Source organism: Klebsiella sp. 28 (assembly GCF_018223905.1).
GTDB classification, from domain to species: domain Bacteria; phylum Pseudomonadota; class Gammaproteobacteria; order Enterobacterales; family Enterobacteriaceae; genus Klebsiella; species Klebsiella pneumoniae.
Window position 1 is genome coordinate 234 of sequence record NZ_JAGRQY010000099.1, and the last position, 17,237, is coordinate 17,470.

At 61.4% G+C, this 17,237-nt stretch carries 14 protein-coding genes; 4 read left to right on the forward strand and 10 right to left on the reverse strand.

The genetic code is table 11. The features are described from left to right. Positions 1 to 223: 223 nt before the first annotated feature. Both KHQ28_RS17305 and iolC read right to left on the reverse strand, forming a co-directional pair. On the reverse strand, positions 224 to 1,081 hold the full coding sequence (locus tag KHQ28_RS17305) for a MurR/RpiR family transcriptional regulator (RefSeq protein WP_004152190.1): 858 nt from the start codon (positions 1,079 to 1,081) through the stop codon (positions 224 to 226). A gap of 151 nt (positions 1,082 to 1,232) precedes the next feature. Further along, positions 1,233 to 3,146, reverse strand: a complete 1,914-nt coding sequence (gene iolC, locus KHQ28_RS17310) for a 5-dehydro-2-deoxygluconokinase (RefSeq protein ID WP_004146797.1) — start codon at positions 3,144 to 3,146, stop codon at positions 1,233 to 1,235. Between the two features lie 505 nt (positions 3,147 to 3,651). Here iolC and iolD point away from each other — a divergent pair. The 4 genes from iolD to iolE are packed head-to-tail and all read left to right on the forward strand — an operon-like array spanning position 3,652 to position 8,501. After that, a complete protein-coding gene (gene iolD / locus KHQ28_RS17315; protein WP_004186736.1) occupies positions 3,652 to 5,592 on the forward strand; it encodes a 3D-(3,5/4)-trihydroxycyclohexane-1,2-dione acylhydrolase (decyclizing) in 1,941 nt (646 codons plus the stop codon). Positions 5,593 to 5,638: 46 nt separating this feature from the next. Continuing rightward, positions 5,639 to 6,652: a Gfo/Idh/MocA family protein gene (locus KHQ28_RS17320; protein ID WP_004186740.1), complete on the forward strand. Its 1,014-nt coding sequence runs from the start codon at positions 5,639 to 5,641 to the stop codon at positions 6,650 to 6,652. A gap of 41 nt (positions 6,653 to 6,693) precedes the next feature. Continuing rightward, positions 6,694 to 7,578 (forward strand): sugar phosphate isomerase/epimerase family protein, encoded by an 885-nt coding sequence (locus KHQ28_RS17325; RefSeq protein WP_004152193.1) that lies wholly within the window; start codon positions 6,694 to 6,696, stop codon positions 7,576 to 7,578. Positions 7,579 to 7,601: 23 nt separating this feature from the next. Then, a complete protein-coding gene (gene iolE / locus KHQ28_RS17330; protein ID WP_002886970.1) occupies positions 7,602 to 8,501 on the forward strand; it encodes a myo-inosose-2 dehydratase in 900 nt (299 codons plus the stop codon). Between the two features lie 143 nt (positions 8,502 to 8,644). Here the strand turns inward: iolE and KHQ28_RS17335 are convergent, their stop codons facing one another. The 8 genes from KHQ28_RS17335 to KHQ28_RS17370 form a co-directional block, all read right to left on the reverse strand. Then, positions 8,645 to 9,955, reverse strand: coding sequence for an ABC transporter substrate-binding protein (locus KHQ28_RS17335; RefSeq protein WP_023159711.1), 1,311 nt, complete (start codon positions 9,953 to 9,955; stop codon positions 8,645 to 8,647). Next, entirely contained in the window at positions 9,948 to 11,021 is a 1,074-nt protein-coding gene (locus KHQ28_RS17340; protein ID WP_023159710.1) for an ABC transporter ATP-binding protein, read from the reverse strand. Before KHQ28_RS17340 ends, KHQ28_RS17335 begins: the two co-directional genes overlap by 8 nt. Before the next feature lie 5 nt (positions 11,022 to 11,026). Then, complete coding sequence (locus KHQ28_RS17345) at positions 11,027 to 11,851, reverse strand: phosphodiesterase (protein WP_032418140.1); 825 nt, start codon at positions 11,849 to 11,851, stop codon at positions 11,027 to 11,029. Positions 11,852 to 11,861: 10 nt separating this feature from the next. Continuing rightward, positions 11,862 to 12,749, reverse strand: a complete 888-nt coding sequence (locus KHQ28_RS17350; protein WP_008807110.1) for a carbohydrate ABC transporter permease — start codon at positions 12,747 to 12,749, stop codon at positions 11,862 to 11,864. After that, positions 12,739 to 13,623 (reverse strand): carbohydrate ABC transporter permease, encoded by an 885-nt coding sequence (locus tag KHQ28_RS17355; RefSeq protein WP_004146807.1) that lies wholly within the window; start codon positions 13,621 to 13,623, stop codon positions 12,739 to 12,741. The genes KHQ28_RS17350 and KHQ28_RS17355 overlap by 11 nt, the downstream gene beginning before the upstream one ends. Positions 13,624 to 13,753: 130 nt before the next feature. Next, positions 13,754 to 14,773: an NAD(P)-dependent alcohol dehydrogenase gene (locus KHQ28_RS17360; protein WP_004178400.1), complete on the reverse strand. Its 1,020-nt coding sequence runs from the start codon at positions 14,771 to 14,773 to the stop codon at positions 13,754 to 13,756. Between the two features lie 111 nt (positions 14,774 to 14,884). Next, positions 14,885 to 16,354, reverse strand: a complete 1,470-nt coding sequence (locus KHQ28_RS17365; protein ID WP_032418139.1) for a SulP family inorganic anion transporter — start codon at positions 16,352 to 16,354, stop codon at positions 14,885 to 14,887. Continuing rightward, positions 16,351 to 17,037: a carbonic anhydrase gene (locus KHQ28_RS17370; RefSeq protein WP_019705531.1), complete on the reverse strand. Its 687-nt coding sequence runs from the start codon at positions 17,035 to 17,037 to the stop codon at positions 16,351 to 16,353. Before KHQ28_RS17370 ends, KHQ28_RS17365 begins: the two co-directional genes overlap by 4 nt. Positions 17,038 to 17,237 lie beyond the last annotated feature (200 nt).

The window sequence follows — 17,237 nt, forward strand, 5'->3', positions numbered from 1 at the left end:
ACAAACGCTTTACCCGGATTAATAGAGTTGCATACCAATAACATTATCTCCGGCACCCCGCAGGCCCATATACCCCAGGCCCGGCAAGCGCAGCGCCGCCGGGCAGGACACCGCAGATACCATACCCGCCTTTGTGCCGGATGGCGCTACGCTTATCCGGCCTACGGGATCCTCCCGCAGGCTTATACTGCGCCGCCGAGTAACAAACGCCAGGCAGCCTATCTCACGCCTTCTGCTTGGCCTCGGACTCCTGGCTGCTGTTCAGCGCCAGCGAAACCGCCAGCGTCTGGGCCAGACACAGGGAAGCAACCTGCGAGCGGAAGCCATCCACCTGCGCTTCACGCACCACAAAGCAGACATCGCTGAAGGCCGCCAGTGGGCTGACCTGGCTGTCGGTAATGGCGATCTGCCGCGCTTTGCGCTGCGCGCCCAGCTCCACCAGCTCGACCACTTCCCGGGCGTACGGCGAGAAGCTCACCGCCACCACCACGTCTTTCGGGCCGACCAGACTCAGCTGCTCGGTGAACATGCCGCCGAGGCCGTCGATCAGAAAGGCTTTACGATCGAGGTGACGCAGCGCATAGGTCAGATAGGAGGCGACGCTGAACGACCGGCGCAGACCAATGACGTAAATATTTTCCGCCTCGCCCAGCAGGGCCACCGCGCGCTCCAGATCATCGCTGGAGGTCTGCATCGCCAGCTGCTGCAACGCCTGGTTGTTCACCATCGTGAACATATTGAGGATTTCCGTCGGCGTTTCCGGCGGGCTGGACTCATCGCTGGTGGTCTGGCGGAAAAGACGGGCGCGCTCGGTATAGTTGGCGGTCTCTTCCATCAAATGTTGCTTGAACATCTGTTTCATTTCGTTAAAGCCGCTGAAGCCGAAGGCGTTGGCAAAACGAATCAACGTGGAAGGGGGAACATCCGCCTGTTGCGCAATGGAGGCCACGGTATCGAAAGCCACGCTATTGCTGTTATCAAGGATATAGCGGGCGACCTGTTTCAGGCGTTTGCTTAACGTATCGTAGCGACGCCTGATTTCATCCTGCAGGATGGTCAGCTGTGTTGGGTTATTGGCCATAGAGTGCGCTCTGAGAAAATGGAAGGAATATGGCTTCCAGTGTACCAAATGAAGCGAATTTTTCATTTATTGCGACGAAATACGCGATTCATTTCACGAAGAAACAGAAAAACGCCCGCTCCGCAAGGTGACGGAGACGGGCGTCGGGGGATCAGCGGCGGGCTTCGCGCCAGTAGCCAATAAGCGTCAGGTAGTTGCGTTTCACTTCCTCTATCAGGGCCTCATCGCTGAGCTCACCCTGCATCCAGCGCCGCGACGGCTGGCCAAAGATGGTGCGCCCGACGGCGAAACCTTTGATCATCGGGTGTGCGGCCGCCTCGGCGAAACCGGCGCGCAGTTTGTCGGAAGGCGCGTCAAGCCCGAGGATCAGGATCCCGCGGCTCCACGGATCTTCACGCTCGATGAGGGCGGTGATCTGCTGCCAGCTGGCGCTGGAGAGCGGCGGCAGCTTCCACCAGTCCGGCTTGATCCCCAGCTGATAGAAGTGTTCCAGCATGGTGTGGTAATGGCGCTCGTCTTTGTCCGGGCCATTTTCCGGCAGGATCACCTCCAGCAGCAGTTCATGGCCTGACTTGTTACAGGCCTGCCAGACCTCGAGCAGCAGGGCATCCTGCTCTGCACGCAGCGCCGCCGGGTCGTCCGGGTGATAGAAGACCAGGCATTTGACGACATGCTCCAGCGGCCAGTCGATCAGCTGCGAGCCGATGTTGCCATGCTCCAGACGCAGCGGTCGCGAGCTGGGCAGTTCGATAGGGCGGCCGATCCACCAGCCCTTGCCGGTAATGGCGTTGAGCGCACGCTGGCCGTAGGTGCCGTCGGCCAGAATGCCGCTGCGCTGATCGAGACCTGCCTCCTGCGCCGCCGCTTCGGCCGCGGCCAACAACAGCAGCTTGAGCTGCGGAATGCAGGCTTCGTCGCGCCCGGTCTCCCGCGCCAGATCGGCCAGCTGTTTACGATGGTCAAAGGCGAAAATGCACAGCTCCGGCCACTGCTGACGGCGGCTGGTGACCCGGTGCAGGTGGTTGAGGCGCTCGTCGACGTCCGGGCGCGGCACCGATTCGGCGCGCTGCAGGTAGTCGTCGAGTTCGACTTTGGTCGGCATCGCCGGCGCGCAGCCGTGGCGGGAGACCACCAGCGCCCCGCAGGCGTTGGCGTAACGGCAAGCCTGCTCCCAGCCTTCGTCGTTGAGCCAGCCGCGCAGCAGACCCGACATAAAGGCATCCCCGGCGCCCAGCACGTTGAGAACCTCCACGCGCACGCCCTGCTGTAGCGGCACCTGGTCCCAGCTGTCCGGGATGTCGCCTTCCAGCACCACGCAGCCCATCGGCCCGCGCTTGCAGACGAGGGTGGCTTTGGTGGCATTGCGCACATTTTTCAGCGCGGTCAGGGTATCGGTGCTGCCTCCGGCAATATGAAACTCTTCTTCGGTTCCCACCACCAGATCGAACAGATGCAGCACTTCCTGCAGCTGGCTGGTGACCGGTCCGGACTCAATGAAACGGGTTTCGCCATCGCCGAGCGAGGTGAGCCCCCACAGCACCGGACGGTAATCGATATCCAGCGCGGTACGCAGGCCGTGACGGCGGGCGTACTCCAGCGCCTTCAGCACCGCGGCGCGGGTGTTGGCGTGCGACAGGTGGGTGCCAGTCACCGCCAGCGCCCGGGAGGAGGCAATATACTCCTCGCTAATGTCGTCAGGCGTTAAGGCCATATCGGCGCAGTTATCGCGGTAGAAAATCAGGGGGAAGGTCTCCTGATCCTTAATCCCCAGCATCACCAGCGCGGTCAGGCGAGATTTGTCGGTAATCAGATACTCGGTATCCACCCCGGCGCGGTTGAGCGTTTCGCGCAGGAAACGGCCGTTGTGTTCATCGCCAACGCGCGCCAGCATGGCCGATTTCAGCCCCTGAATCGCGGTGCCAAAGGCCACGTTGCCGGAGGAGCCGCCCAGATATTTCGCGAAACTGGCAACGTCTTCTAGCCGCGAACCAATCTGCTGGGCATAGAGGTCGACGGCCACCCGACCTATACAGATGACGTCGAGCCGCTTTACTGCTGCATTCATAGCTAGGATTTCCTTTTTGGTGTCTGCTGCCTGGAAGGGTCGGGATCCCGACGTCGACTCCGTGAACAGCCTGAGGGTTATTGGTTACCCTTAGTTTGAGAAATAAATATTTCATTTGCAAACTCGTTCGAAATTAAAAAACCAAAAGTGTGAGGGATCTACCACTCTGCCGCACTGAGCCTCGCGCGAGCGCGGATCGCCCCCTCTGTCGACCCGGGGGAAAATGAAACGCCAAATGGCATCCATTTACCTATGATTTTTAAGGGGATATTGCCGTCTGGTGCGGCAAAAAAGGGCCCGAAAACGTGTCTGGAATGTAAGTGAAACGTATGAAATGGGTAGAGAGTTTGATCCTTCTCGCAAAATGAAATATTTCTTCTGTATTTGTATTTAATGAAAAAAATGTTTGCCTATAATCCACAGGTATTCCAGTGACGTGAACGACGGCCCCGGCGGCATCGGCGCGACGCCACACACAAATACTGAACAATAAGGATTGTGCATCATGGGCAAACTGAGACTGACAACGGCGCAGGCGCTGGTGAAGTTCCTCGATAACCAGTACCTGGAAGTGGATGGCGTAGAGCTGAAATTCGTGAAAGGCATTTTCGCGATTTTCGGCCATGGCAACGTCCTGGGGCTGGGGCAGGCGCTGGAGCAGGACAGCGGCGATATGCGCGTCTATCAGGGGCGCAACGAGCAGGGGATGGCCCACGCGGCCACCGGTTTTGCCCGCCAGGCCCTGCGCCGGCAGATTATCGCCTGCACCTCCTCCATCGGTCCGGGAGCGGCCAACATGATCACCGCCGCCGGCACCGCCAGCGCCAACCGCATCCCACTGCTGCTGCTGCCGGGCGATGTCTTCGCCACCCGCCAGCCGGATCCGGTGCTCCAGCAGATTGAACAGAGCTACGATCTCAGCATCAGCACCAATGACGCTTTCCGCGCAGTCAGCAAATACTGGGACCGCATTACCCGCCCGGAACAGCTGATGAGCGCCTGCATCAACGCCATGCGCGTCCTGACCGACCCGGCGGAAACCGGCGCGGTAACGCTGTGCCTGCCGCAGGATGTGCAGGGCGAAGCCTGGGATTACCCGGAATCCTTCTTTGCGCGCCGCGTGCACCGTCTCGACCGCCGCCCGGCCAGCGCCGCGCAGCTGGCGGACGCCGTGGCGGCCATCAAAGGCAGCCGTAAACCGCTGATCGTCTGCGGCGGCGGGGTGAAATACTCCGGCGCGGGCGAAGCGCTGTCCCGTTTTGCCGAGCGCTACGGGGTGCCCTTCGCCGAAACCCAGGCCGGGAAGGGGACGGTGGTCTCTTCTCACCCCCTGAACGTCGGCGGCGTCGGCGAGACGGGCTGCCTGGCGGCGAACCTGCTGGCGAAAGAGGCCGACCTGGTGATCGGCGTCGGCACCCGCTTCAGCGATTTTACCACCGCCTCGAAATGGATTTTCCAGCACCCGGAGGTGCGTTTCCTGAATATTAACGTCAGCAACTTCGACGCCTGGAAGCTGGACGGCATTGCCATGCTGGCGGACGCCCGGGAAGCGATGACCGCTCTCGACGCGGCGCTGGCGGACAGCGGCTGGCAGGCCGGCTGGGGCGCGCAGATCGAGAGCGTGCAGAGCCGTCAGTTAAAAGAGACCCAGCGCGTCTACCAGGCGGTGTGGCAGGAGAAATCCTTTGTGCCGGAGATCGACGATCATCTCGATCGCGAATCGGTGTATCGCGAGTTCCGCCAGATCACCGACTCCACCCTGACCCAGAGCAGCGTCCTTGGGGTACTGAATGAAACGCTGCCGGCCGAGGCGGTGATCGTCGCGGCGGCGGGCAGCCTGCCCGGCGATCTGCAGCGCGTCTGGCGCAACCGCGCGGAAAACACCTACCACGTGGAGTACGGCTACTCCTGCATGGGATATGAAGTCAACGCCGCGCTGGGCGTGAAGCTGGCGCAGCCGCAGAGCGAAGTCTACTCCCTGGTCGGCGATGGCTCGTTCATGATGCTGCACTCTGAGCTGGTCACCTCCCTGCAGGAGCGGGCGAAGATCAACGTCGTGCTGTTCGACAACATGGCCAACGGCTGCATCAACAACCTGCAGATGGAGCACGGGATGGACAGCTTCGGCACCGAGTTCCGCTACCGTCAGCCGGAAACCGGCCAGCTACAGGGCGGCCTGGTGCCGGTGGACTTCGCCACCATCGCCGCCGGCTACGGCTGCAAAACCTGGCGCGTCACTACCCTGGACGAACTGCGCCACGCGCTGGACGCCGCCCGTCGCGAAACGGTCAGCACTCTGATTGATATTAAAGTGCTGCCGAAGACCATGGTGCACAAATACGGCAGCTGGTGGAACGTTGGGGTCGCCCAGACGGCGCTCTCTGAGCGGATCCGCAAGGTGGCGCAAATGATTAATGAAAAGCGCGCCCAGGCGCGTGATTACTAAAACGAACATCCACTCTGAATCCTACAGACTTACGGAGAAAACCATTATGTCGCTCAAATTAGGTGTCATCGGCGCTGGCGCTATCGGTAAAGAACACATCCGTCGCTGCACCCAGGTTCTGCAGGGGGCCACCGTTGTGGCGGTGTCTGATATCAATGCCGACAACGCCCGCGCGGCGGTCGCGCTGCCGGGCGTGCAGGCGGAAGTCTACGCCGACGGCCACGACGTGATTAACGCCAGCGATGTCGATGCCATCCTGGTCACCTCCTGGGACCCGACCCACGAAGAGTACACCCTGGCCGCCATCGCCGCCGGTAAGCCGGTATTCTGCGAAAAACCGCTGGCGATGACCGCGGAAGGCTGCCGCCGCATCGTCGATGCCGAAATGAAGGCCGGCCGTCGTCTGGTGCAGGTTGGCTTTATGCGCCCGTACGACGAAGGCTATCTGGCGCTGAAAAAAGTGATCGACGATGGCGATATCGGCGCACCGCTGATGCTGCGCTGCGCCCACCGCAACCAGTCGGTCGGCGAGAACTACACCACCGATATGGCGATCACCAACACCCTGATCCACGAGCTGGACGTGCTGCGCTGGCTGCTGAACGATGACTACCGTTCCGTGCAGGTGCGCTTCCCGCGCTCCACCTCGCACACCCATGCGCGCCTGAAAGATCCGCAGATCGTCTCCTTTGAAACCAAAAAAGGCACCCTGATCGACGTCGAGGTGTTCGTGAACTGCCAGTACGGGTATGACATCCAGTGCGAAGTGGTCGGCGAAACCGGGATTGCCCGTCTGCCGGAGCCGTCGGCCGTCCAGATGCGCAAGTCCGCCAGCCTGTCGACCGCCATTCTCACCGACTGGAAAGACCGCTTTATCAAAGCCTACGACGTCGAGCTGCAGGCCTTTATCAACGACGTCAAAGCCGGCCAGCTGCACGGCCCGTCGGCCTGGGACGGCTACGCGGCGTCGGTGGCGGCGGACGCCTGCATTAAAGCGCAGGGAACCAGCGAGCCGGTTGAAGTGACGCTGCCTGAGTGCCCGGCATTCTACAAACGTTAAGCGCGTTTTGCTGACGGAACTTCTTTGCACAGGTAACGACGATGAAAATTGCCTTTGATGTGGATGTCATTAAGGACCTCGGGATCACCCGCATGGTCCATCAGGTAGCGGAGTGGGGCTACAAGTACATTGAACAGTCGCCGCACCCGCAGATTAACCCGTTCTACAAGCACCCGCGCGCCAGCCGGGAGATCATGGCGGAGTACAAGCAGGCGCTGCGCGATACCGGCCTTGAGCTATCGTCGTTTATCTGCGTCTACCGCTGGTCCGGCCCGGACGAACTGCGCCGTCAGGCGGCGGTGAAAAACTGGAAACGGCTGGTGGAAATTGCGGTGGAGATGGGCGTTCAGGTGATCAACACCGAGTTCTCCGGCGATCCGAATCAGCCTGAGATCTGCGATGAAATGTTCTATCGCTCAATGGAAGAGCTGTTGCCGATTTTTGAGCGGGAAGGCATCCGCGTGGAGATCCAGGCGCATCCCTGGGATTTCTGCGAAGAGAACAATGAAACCGTCGATATCGTGAAGTCGTTCCGCAGCGATAACGTGAAGTACGTCTACAGCGTGCCGCACACCTTTTTCTACGACAAAGGCGTCGGCGACGTGGCGAGCATGCTGCGCTATGCCGGGAGCGATCTCTCCCATGTCCTGATTGCGGATACCCGCAATCATACGAAACATTGCCGCTATATCGTTAACCCGCCGGGCGTGGATGCCGTGGTGCACCAGCACGTAGGCGTCGGGGAAGGGGATGTGGATTTCGACGCGCTGTTCCGCACTCTGCGCGAAATGAAATTCGCCGAGCAGACCTTCAAGGTCGGCGGGGAGCCGATTGTCGCCACCTCGCTGTTTGGCTACCCGGAAAAAATGAAATACCAGGCAGTGGAAACCCGTGAACTTATTGAACGTGAATTGCTGCGCCGGTAAGGCGCAGCGGCAGGAGCCCTACTATGAACAAAGATAACGTCAAACTGGCTATCGCCCCAATCGGCTGGACTAACGATGATATGCCGGAGCTCGGCAGCGAAAACACCTTCCAGCAGATCGTCAGCGAAATGGCGCTGGCCGGTTTTACCGGTAGCGAAGTCGGCAGCAAATATCCGCGCGACCCGGCGGTCCTCAAGCCGATGCTGGACATCCGCGGCATTCAGATCTGCAACGCCTGGTTCAGCACCTTTTTCGCCAACGGCCAGCGGGAAAAAACCATTGATGAATTCGTCAATCACATGAACTTCCTTCATGCGATGGGCGCGAAAGTGATTGGCTGCTCCGAGCAGAGCGGCAGCATACAGGGGCTGGATAAACCGATCCTCGGCGATGCGAAGCCGTGCTTCAGCGACGAAGAGTGGCAGCGGGTGGCGGAAGGCTATAACACCCTCGGCCGCCTGGCGGCGGAGAAGGGGATGCAGGTCTGTCTGCATCACCACATGGGCACCGGCATTCAGACCACCGCGGAAATCGACAAATTTATGTCGCTGGTGGACGAGCGCGTCTTCCTGCTGTTCGACACCGGCCACGCCTGGTATTCCGAAGGCGGCGAAGCGCCGATGCTGGCGATCCTCAAAAAGTATCTGCCGCGCATCAACCACGTCCATCTGAAGGACGTCCGCCCGCCGGTGATCGACCAGGTGCGCCGTGACGGCCTGTCGTTCCTCGACGGCGTGAAAAAAGGCACCTTCACCGTCCCGGGCGACGGGGTGATCGATTTCCGTCCGGTGTTCAAGCTGCTGGACGACTTTGGCTATAAAGGCTGGATGGTAGTGGAAGCCGAGCAGGATCCTGCTCTGGCCAATCCTTTCGAATACGCCGTCAAAGCGCGCAAATATATTCGCGAAACGGCAGGGATCTAATCGTTGTGACATTTTCAGGCCATACCGGGTATGGCCTGCTTTTTTCCTTTCACAACCGGACTCAGGGCTTAACCACAGCGCCGGACAGTTCCCTCTCCCTCAGGGAGAGGGCCAGGGTGAGGGTGAGGATGACGGGTAAAGTGTCACTTCACTTCCGCCAGCGCGGTCTTATCCACATACGGTTTCATCAGCGCGTCGGCTTCCTTCTGCGCCGCCTGCACCGCCGCTTCCGGCGTCACTTTGGCATCATTGACCACCGCCGCCAGCTGGTTCTCCATCGCCTTACGCACCGCCACGGTCTCCCAGGTGGAGTACCATGGATGGGCGTACTTCAGCTGCTCAAGGGCGATCGCCGCCCGCGGATCCTGCTGCAGATAGGCCTTCATCTCCGGCGTATCGTATGACGCCTTGCGCGGAGAGAAGTAGCCGGTGAAGCGGCTCCACGCGCCGTTCACCTCGGGGCTCACCAGATAGGTCAGGAACTGATACGCCGCTTTCTTCTGCGCGTCGTTGATGCCTTTAAAGCTCACCAGGCTGGCGCCGCCGATCGGCACCGCGCGCTGCTCTTTGGCCGGCAGCATCGCCACCCCAAGCTCAAAGTCTTTGCTGTTCTCGCGCATAAAGCCCAGCGCGCCGGTGCTGAGCATCGCCATCCCGAGCTTGCCGGAGAAGAACGCGGCGCTGATCTGCTTCGAGTTCAGCACCCCGGACGGCATCACCTTGTCCTTGTAGATCAGATCCTGCCAGAAGCGCAGGGCGCCGATGGCGGTCGGCGAGTTGTAATAGACCTCGCCCGGATAGTCTTCGTTAAAGTATTTCCCGCCGTTGGCGCGCACCAGCGCCGAGAAGATCCAGCCGCCGTAGTCGTCGTTGGTCGACGGCAGCATGATCCCCCACTGGCCTGTGCTCTCGTCGGTCAGCTTTTTGGCATCGGCCAGCAGCTCGGCCCAGGTCTGCGGCGGCTGTTTGATCCCGGCCCGATCGAACATCGTCTTGTTGTAGTAGAGGATCGGCGTCGAGTTATGGAACGGGATCGCATAGGTGGTGCCCATCACCTGGGCGTTCTTATGCATCGCGGGCCAGAATTCCTTTTGCAGAAAATCGCCGGCCTTTTGATCGCCATATTTAAACAGCTCATCCATCGGCAGGATTTCATCCTTCAGCGCCAGATCGGTGGTGAAGTTGGCGGACATGATCACCAGCGCCGGCGGCTGGCCGGCCTTCTGCGCCGATTCGGCTTTGATCTTGGTGGTGTCGTAGTTGCCGGTGAAGATCCCGCGCACTTCAACATCCTGCTGCGAGTCGTTGAATTGCTTAATGACGCGGGTCATCTCCATGGTCAGCTTGCCGTCCACCGGCGCCGGGAACATGAAGTCTATTTTCTCTTTTGCCAGCGCCGCGCCGCTCAGGGCAAGGCTGAGGCCAACCGCGACTAGCGTAAAAGGTTTAAACATGATTACACTCCATCAGTAAATTATGCTGGGTCTCAGCATGAAAAAGATGCACATCGGCAGGCGAAAAGCCGATCGGTAGCGACTCGCCTTTCTCCGGCACCGTGCCGCGGTGGCGGCGGCTAAAGCGCAGGGTGCCGATCGGGGTGCTGACGTGGAGCAGGTAATCGGCCCCCATCAGTTCTCGTTGCAGAACGGTGGCCGGCAGGCGCAGATGGCCCTCCTCCACGCGGTCGGTAATATGTTCCGGGCGAACGCCCAGCCAGACGTGGGTCTGATCCCGGTGGCGCGGCGGCAGCGGATGGCGTTGTTCGCCAAGCTGAACGTTGCCGTCAACGCAGGGGAGCGATAGCAGATTCATTGCCGGTGAACCGATAAATCCGGCCACGAACAGATTGGCCGGGTTGGCGTACAGATACTCCGGGCGCCCGACCTGCTGCACGTGGCCGCCGTTCATCACCACGATGCGGTCGGCCATCGACATCGCCTCGGTCTGATCGTGGGTCACATAGATGGTGCTGGTTTTCAGCTGCTGGTGGAGCGCCATAATGCTGTCGCGCACTTCGCTGCGCAGGCGGGCGTCGAGGTTGGAGAGCGGCTCGTCCATCAGGAACAGCCGCGGATTGCGCACAATCGCCCGGGCCATCGCCACCCGCTGGCGCTGGCCGCCGGAGAGCTTCGCCGGTTTGCGGTCAAGCAGCGCCTCCAGCTGCAGCATCTGCGCCACTTTATCCACCCGCGGCTGCCAGCTGCTTTTCTCTTCCTTGCGCACCTTCATGCCGAAGGTGATGTTGTCGCGCACCGACAGATGCGGAAACAGGGCATAGTTCTGGAAGATCATCGCGAAGTTGCGCTCGCGCGGCGTGGTGGCGGTGATGTTCTCATCATGCAGCCAGATTTGTCCTTCGCTGACCGGCTCCAGCCCGGCGAGCAGGCGCAGCAGGGTGCTTTTCCCGCAGCCCGACGGGCCGACCAGCACCACGAATTCGCCTTCGTGAATATCCAGCGACAGGGCGCTGAGCGCCGGTTTGCCGTCGAAACGTTTACTGATGTTTTGCAGACTGAGCATAGCGGTTAGCGCTCTTCCGTTGGGCAACTGATGTTTTCGTCGTACAGCCACGGCCCGGCGTAGTAGGCCAGCGAGTGCTGGTAGCTCACCCACTGCTCACCGACCTGACGGTGCATCAGACACGAGGCAGGAGAAAGGTCGTAATAGGGCCGGGTGTCTTCGTGGCAGTACGGCACCTGATGGACGGTACCGGGGATAGTGGAGATCAGCGCCTGGCGATACTGGGTCATGGTCAGGCTGTGGTTGTGGCCGCAGAAGATGCGCGTCAGTGACGGGAAACGCTCCACCAGCGCCAGCAGACGGTGGCCGTTTTCGCAGGCGATCGGGTCCATCTGCGCATTGCCCAGCGGCAGCGGCGGGTGGTGCATAAAGATCGTTGCCGGTTTGTCGCCGCCCTCGAACAGCTGGGCTTCCAGCCAGCCGATGGTCTCGTCGGTCAGCCAGCCTTTTGACGTGCCGGCATGACTGGAGTCGATAAACAGCAGGCGGGTGGCGAAGTCATCCACCGCATAGCGCATATTTTGCGGATCGTTGCCCAGCTGCGGGCACAGCGGATGAAGATGCTCGAGAAAATGGGCTTTGTCGTCGTGGTTGCCGGGGATCAGATACAGCGGATAGTTCAGGCTGCCGAGGATCTGGCGGGCCACCTGATACTCCTCCGGGCGGCCGCAGTTGACGATATCCCCGCTCACCACCACCGCGTCCGGGCGCTCGTGCAGCGCGTTAAGCTGGGAGACCACGTCGGCGTTGGCGGCATTGACGTCGATAAAGCCGTACAGCTTCTCGCCGCGGCTGCGGAAATGGGTATCGGAAATGTGCGCTAACAGCATGAATCACTCCTTATTTGATCCCGGAGAAGCCGAAGCTCCGCAGGAACTGTTTCTGAAAAAGGATGAACGCCAGCATCAGCGGCAGGCAGACCATCAGCGTCCCGGCGCCGATGGTGCCCCACTGGCCGCCGGATTCGGCGCCCATGGCGAAGGAGACCAGCCCGACGGTCAGCACCTGCTTATCGGGATCGTTGAGCATCATCAGCGGCCACAGGTACTCGTTCCAGTGGTAGGTAATGCTGACGGTGGCGAAGGCCAACACCGACGGCCAGGACATCGGCAGCAGCACGCGGAACAGCACCTGCCACCAGCGGCAGCCCTCCATCAGCGCGGCCTCCTCCAGCTCTTTCGGGATGGCGAGGAACGCCTGACGCATCAGGAACACGCCGAACGCCGAGGTGAAGTAGGGCATCATCACCCCGGTGAGGGTGTTGAGCAGGCCGAAGGTTTTCAGGGTCAGCATGTTCGGCACCATCATCACCACCGGCATGATCATCAGCTGCACCAGGAACAGGAGAAACAGCGTCTGCTTGCCGCGAAACTCGTGGCAGGCGAAGACGTACCCGGCGGTGGTGATGGTCAACAGCTGTACGAAGAAGGTGCCGAAGGTGAAGATAATGGTGTTGGCATACAGGCTCAGCCAGTCGGCGCTGTTCCAGGCGTCGCGGAAGTTATCAAGGGTCAGCGGCAGGCGCGGCAGCAGCGACGCCATATCGTCGCCGAAGGTGGTGGCGCTGAACGAGGTCGCCAGCATCCAGATAAACGGGCTGACCCACAGCAGCGCCAGGCAGCACATTAATACTGTGAGCGTAAAGGGCGACGAGCGGCGCAGGCGCAGCCACAGCGGACGGGCGGCGGCGGGCGTGCGGACCAGCAGCGGCGAGATTTCAGCGCTCATAGTGGGCTCCTTTCTCCAGCAGTTTCAGGTTAATCAGCGAGAAGGCGAACAGCCCGGCCAGGGTCAGGAAGGTGGCGGCGGAGGCTTTACCGAGGTCGTGGGTATCCCAGGCGAGATTCTGGATGTAATAGAGCAGCACGGTGGTGGCGTTGTCCGGCCCGCCGCGGGTCATCACCGCCACGTGGTCGATCTGGGTGATGGAGTAGATCAGCGCGGTGGTGATCACAAAGCTCAGGGTCGGGCGCAGCAGCGGTAGCGTGACCTTAAAAAAGACCTGCGTGCGGGTAGCCCCCTCCATCAGCGCCGCTTCCCGCGTCGAGGCCGGAATGCTCTGCAGCCCGGCGAGGAAAAACAGCATGTAATAGCCGGCGAACTTCCACACGCCGATCAGCGCCAGGGCCAGCAGCGCGCTGTTGCTGCGCCCCAGCCAGTTGTTGTTCATCGGCCCGAACAGCTTCGCCAGATAGTGGTCGAGCAGGCCGAGGCCGGGCATAAAGATAAACAGCCACAGCGCGGCGGCGCTGACCATCGGGATAATCATCGGGAAGAAAAAGGCGGTGCGCAGCCAGCGGTTGACGCGATGGTTCTCGCTGAGGGCGACCGCCAGCAGCAGGGCGAGGGTCACCCCGGGCACCACCGTCAGCAGGATATAGAGCAGGTTATTGCCCAGCGACTGCCAGAAGACGTTATCGGCAAACAGGCGGGCGAAGTTATCCAGCCCGACGTACTGCGCGCCGTCGCTGGCCATGCGGGTATCAAACAGGCTGTCATACACCGAACGCCCCAGCGGGAACCAGGTAAACAGCAGTAAAAACAGCAGGGAAGGCGACAGGATCAGCCAGGGAAGCCAGGTCTTTCTCATGGTGACGCGCATCTCGTTCAGCCATTTATCGAAGCCCGGATTGTGGGAAGCAATGACTACAGAGGCATGGCGGGGAGATGACGGTTTGATGAAGCGACGGGGAAAACGCCGGGCGAACGGGCCGCCCGGCGGGAGAGAACGATCAGAAGTCGGCTTTCAGCACCGCGCGGTAGCGGGCTTTGCCTTCGCGAACGTGCTTCAGCGCTTCGTTAATTTGCGACATCGGGAACAGCTCGGTGGTCGGAGCCACTTTGCTGCGCCCGGCAAACTTCATCAGCGTGCGCAGTTCGGACGGGTTACCGGTCGCCGAGCCGGAGATGCTGCGGTCGCCGCCGATCAGGGTAAAGGCCGGTACCGGGAACGGCTTCATCACCGCGCCGACGGTGTGGAAGTTGCCGCCGTAAGCCAGGGCTTCGAAGTACGGCTGCCAGTCGAGGTCCACCGCCACGGTGTTGATGATCAGGTCGAACTGACCGGCCAGCGCTTTTAAGGCTTCAGGATCGCGGCTGTTGACCACGCGATCGGCGCCCATCGCCAGCACTTCCTGCTCTTTGGCCGGGTTGGAGCTGAAGGCGGTCACTTCCGCGCCCATCGCCCGCAGCAGCTTAATGGCGATATGGCCGAGGCCGCCGATGCCGATCACCCCGACGCGGCTGGTGGCGGTGACGTGGTGGGTCAGCAGCGGTTTAAAGACGGTGATGCCGCCGCACAGCATCGGGCCGGCGGACGCCAGATCGATGCTCTCCGGCAGGGGGATCACCCACTGCCAGTCGGCGCGCAGCTTATTGGCGAAGCCGCCGCGGTTGAGAATGGTCGGCACCGAGCCTTCCAGACAGTTGATCTGGTTGCCGCTGATGCAGGCGTCGCAATGGCCGCAGCTGCGCGCCGTCCAGCCGATGCCGACCTTCTGGCCAATCTTCAGCCCTTTATCCTGCGCCGCGCTGCCCAGCGCCGCCACCCGGCCAATCACCTCGTGGCCGGCCACCAGCGGGTAGCTCGACATCCCCCATTCGTTGTCGATCATCGACAGGTCCGAATGGCAGATCCCGCAGTATTCCACTTCAACTTCGACATCTTCCGGCTGCAGCTCGCCGGCATCGTACTCCCACAGCGACAGATCGGCGCCCGCTTCTTTGGCGGCGTAGCTTTTAATGATGCTCATGTTCATTTCCTTGGGGTTGGCGTGATAACCCAGAAAGTGTAGAGCATGGTATTCCCCGGCGCTTGGCAATCGGAGGGGTCGCGAAGCGGGCGGACCAGCCGCCCGTTAAGGTCAGCGGCTGGCCAGCGGCCACTGATTAAGGCGGATGCCGCGCTGCGGGGCGTTCTCGGCAAAATCATCCAGCACCGCCCGCACGTCCGGGTCGAGGTAGCCGACGCTGTCGTGCTCGACGATCACCACGCTCTTTTCCGGAATCTTCGCCAGCAGGGCCAGCAGATGCGGATTGTGCATAAAGGTCAGATTCTGCTGGATGCGCAGCACGTAGTGGTCATCGTAGCGCGCCAGCTGCAGCGAGTGGCGATGGCTGCGCCAGAGGCTGAACGCCATCTGGGTGGCAAGACCAATCCCGATCCCCGCCAGCATGCCGCAGGCGATAATCCCGCCGATGGTGGCGAGGAACGGGACGTACTGCGCCGCCCCCTGGCGGAACTGCTCGATGAACAGCCGCGGGGTCGCCAGCTTATAGCCGGTATACAGCAGCACGGCGGCGAGGCTGGCGAGCGGGATTAAGGTCAGCAGGCCGCTGAACCACAGGCCGCAGATCAGCAGCAGTACGCCGTGGATAAAGATCGACAGTTTGCTTTGCGCGCCGTTGCTGACGTTCACCGAGCTGCGGACGATCACCGCAGTGATCGGCATCGCCCCCAGCACGCCGGAGAGCAGGTTGCCGACGCCCTGGGCGACCATTTCGCGGTTCGGCGAAGGCGGCGGATTTTGCGGGCGCAGTTTTTTCAGCGCCTCCTGGCTGAGCAGGGTTTCGAGGCTGGCGACCAGCGCCAGGGTCAGCGCCACCACCCACACCGACGGATTGCGCCACGCGCTCCATGCGGGAGACTCCAGCTCGCCCAGCAGATCGCCGAGGCTGCCGAACGCCGGCAGGGTAATCCGCGGCAGGGCGGTCAGCTGCTGCGGCGCAAAATGGGTCAGCAGCAGGGTGGTCACGCAGCCGAGCAGGACGGCGATCAGCGGCCCGGGGATCCAGCGCAGGCTCTTCACCCGGCGGATAAGCGGCGAACCCCACAGCCAGAGCACCAGCAGGCCGCCCGCGGCGACGGCAATCGCAGTGACGGAGAAAGCGGCGTTGCCCTGAACCACTTCGGCAAGTCCGGTCTCTTCCGCCGTACCGAGCGCGACGGGGATCTGCTGCATAATCAGCAGGATGCCGATCGCCGCCAGCATGCCTTTGATGACGCTGGCGGGAACCAGCGAGATAAAGCGCCCGGCCCGCAGAATGCCGAACAGCAGCTGCAGCACGCCGGCCAGCACCAGCGCCATCAGGAAGACGGAGAAGGAACCCAAGGATTCAATGGCGGCGACGACGATGGTAACCAGTCCGGCGGCGGGGCCGCTGACGGCGAAGCGGGAAGGGCTGAGGGCGGTGACGACCAGGCCGCCGATGATGCCGGTCAGCAGGCCGACGAAAGGCGGTAAGCCGCTGGCCTGGGCGATGCCGAGGCACAGCGGCAGGGCGACAAGGAAGACGACGATGCCGGCGAGAGAGTCCTGACGAAGCGTGTTCATGGGGCGTGCTCCTGCGGTGAGAGGTGTTCGACGAGGGTGGTTAAATGGCCGGAAGCCAGATCGTAGACGCAGCCGTGCAGGCTGAGCGGCCGCCCGCTGGCGAGCACCGTCTGCACCGGCTCACTCTCCAGCAGACGGGCGAACTGGGCGCGAACGTTGGCTTCCACCAGGGCGTCCAGCGCATGGCGAGAACGCTCCGCGTTGGCGCTGGTGCTGGCGCTGGTGCTGGCGCCGGGGGAGGCCGCAATACAACAGTCATCGGCGATCTGCGCAATTTCGTGATGCAGGGTGTGGCGCAGCTGGCCGATGCGGCGAGCCAGCGCCGAGGACTCCTGCGCCAGCGGCAGGGTGGGCAGAGAGAGTGCCGCCTGCACGCCGCCGCAGCCGTAGTGGCCGCAGAGCACCACCCGCTCCACCTCAAGGTAGTGGAGGGCATACTGCAGGACGCTCATGACGTTGTCGTCGGCGGGATCGAGCATGTTGGCGATATTACGGTGGACAAAGAGCTCGCCGGGCTGGCTGCCGGTGAGCACCTCGGAGGGCACGCGGCTGTCGGAGCAGCCGATCCACAGCGAGTGGGGCCTCTGCCCGTCGATCCATTTTTCGAAATAGTCCGGATCATGCTGACACTTCTGCAGCGCCCAGCTGCGGTTGCGGGCCAGCAAAGGTTTTAACGTCGTCACAAGTATTCTCCTGAGTTAATTCATCGAGTGAATATGTCCATCAAGACTCGTACAGCGACTAGTAAAAATAGTGTTTACCGGAACCCTTCACGCCTGAGGAAAATCCTGGAATAAACGGCAAAAAGAAAACTTTTCATTAATGTAAAGTTATAAAAATATTGATGAAATTAATATATTGCTGCGGAACGGATGAATAACAA